Source organism: Bacillota bacterium (genome assembly GCA_040754675.1).
In the GTDB taxonomy this organism is placed as follows: Bacteria; Bacillota; Limnochordia; order Limnochordales; family Geochordaceae; genus Geochorda.
Genome location: JBFMCJ010000657.1, coordinates 1 through 2,126 on the forward strand (window position 1 = coordinate 1; position 2,126 = coordinate 2,126).

Here is a 2,126-nt window from a genome sequence, read left to right on the forward strand (position 1 = left end):
GCCTGTACCTTCTGGCCAAGTCCATCGTCGGTCCCAAGCCCGTGATCGGTTTCGCGGACATCAACAGCATGGCCAACTTCTCCGCCCAGGACTACGGCCTGTGGCGTCACTGGCTGGCTGAAGCCCTCTCCTGCGGGGGGACCTTTATGCTGCCTCACAACGCCTTCACCATGGGCGGGGGCAGTTTCACCTTACCGGCCGGAGAAATCGCCCCGTACACGCGTTTCTTGCGGGCGCACCCGGAGGTGTACACGGCGGAGGCCAAGAGTTTGGCCGGGGTGGCTGTACTCTATGATCTGGCTTCGACCCTGTTTGACTGGAATGCATGGCAAAGCTACCTTGACCTGACGAAGGCGATGCAGGAGCAGCACATCCCTTACGATGTGCTATTCCTCGGCGACGGCGAGTTGGCTGCTGGGGCGGTGTCGGGGGAGGATCTCAAGCGGTATGCGGCCGTCGTGATTCCTCCACTGCACAAGTGCCTTGCTGCCGGACAAAGCCTCTCGGCTTATGCGTCTTCCGGTGGAAAGGTCCTGCGTGCACAGCCCGGCACCATCGGCCAGGTCGGCTCGCTCTTACGGCAGATGGGGGTTAACCCCGGGCTGGAAACCAACCCCTCGCCATCCCTCGGCGTGTTCCCCTACGTCACTCCGTGGGGCGGGGTCGTCCATCTCGTCAACTATGCCTATGACTATTCGCGGCACGACTTTCAACCGCAAACCAACATCACGCTCAGGCTGACGGTGCCTGCTGGTGCGGATGTTTCGGGCATGACCCTGAAGCTGATGACCCCCGACGGGAAAGATGGATCATCGGAGACGGTGCTGCCCTGGAAGCTTGAGGGTGGCACGATGGTCTTCACGGTGCCGGAGGTGCGTTGTTACGCGGTAGTCGCGGTTGGAAGGTAGCTGTACCCTGACCCAGGTGTGCCCGCCGTCCGACGTCTTGAACAGGGTCCCTGCGGCCCACTCGTGGACATTGACGGGCGAGAAGGGGCTAGCGTTCCCGGATCCCTCGCGCGCGCCGAGCGTGGGCTGTGGGGGCCCACGTCGCGTCGCTTGACAAGCACGGTCAGCCCGTATACGTTCGGAACGAGTGGAGCACGTCCCCGCTCTGCGTCTTCCCGTGCTGTCCATGGCCGCTTGGGAAGGAGTTGAGGCCTTGTTGCAGCGGGTCCTCGCTCTGGTTCAAAAGGAGTTCATCCAGATGCGGCGGGATCGCCGCACGTTGGGCATGATGATTGCGTTACCCCTGGTGTGGTTGGTCATATTCGGTTACGCTTTCAGCTTCGATATCTCGGACCTCCGGGTGGCGGTGGTGGACGAGAGCGGTACCAATATCGGTGCGCAGATGGCCGAGGCCATCCTTTCCTATGAGAAGTTCGTACCCGTCCGGGTCACGGTGCCATGGGAGGACGTCCGGCGGGCGATCGAGCAGGAAAGGGTCGACATGGCGGTCTTCATTCCCCCCGGCTTCGGTCGGGTGAGCGACGGAAGGACCGATGCCCGCCTCAAGCTGATCATACACGGCTCCCAGCTTTTCAAGGCCCAGGCGGCCGCCCGCATGCTGCAGCGGGCTATGGAGCCGGTGCAGGACGAGATCCAGGCCGAGGTGCGCGCCCAGGTGGAGGAGGACGTGCGCCGGCGACTCGAGACCGAACTCGCCCGCCGTACCGAAGAGGCCCGGGAGAAGGCGCAGGCGCTCGTGGAATCCCGGGCCCCGGCGGTGGCATTACCGGAGGACCTTTTCCGGCCTCCGTCCCTGGGGGAACTGGACTTCGAACCCCCGGCCCCCCCGCGGCTGATCCCGGAGATCGAGATCCTCTACAATCCCGACCTCAAGAGCGCCCCCGTGATGATCCCGGGTCTGCTTGGCCTGGTGGTCATGTTCATGACCACCCTGCTCACTTCGCTGGGCATCGTGCGGGAGCGGGAGTTCGGCACCCTGGAGCAGCTGGTCGTGACACCGATCCGGCCGCTTGAGCTGGTGCTCGGGAAGTTGCTCCCTTACGTGGCCGTGGCAGCCGTCGACTTCGCCCTGGTGCTGCTGGCAGGTATCTATCTCTTTGACTTGCGGGTGGCCGGCAACCTGTGGCTGTTCTGTGGGCTTACCCTGCTGTTCCTGCT

The 2,126-nt window shown here is 63.7% G+C and carries 2 protein-coding genes; both read left to right on the forward strand.

Annotated features, from left to right (window positions below; all coding sequences use genetic code 11):
- Nucleotides 1-908: hypothetical protein (locus AB1609_22160; GenBank protein MEW6049139.1), on the forward strand; the 908-nt coding region annotated here is incomplete at its 5' end.
- Nucleotides 909-1,164: 256 nt separating this feature from the next.
- Nucleotides 1,165-2,126, forward strand: a 962-nt coding sequence (locus AB1609_22165; protein MEW6049140.1) for an ABC transporter permease, incomplete at its 3' end; no start/stop codon positions are given.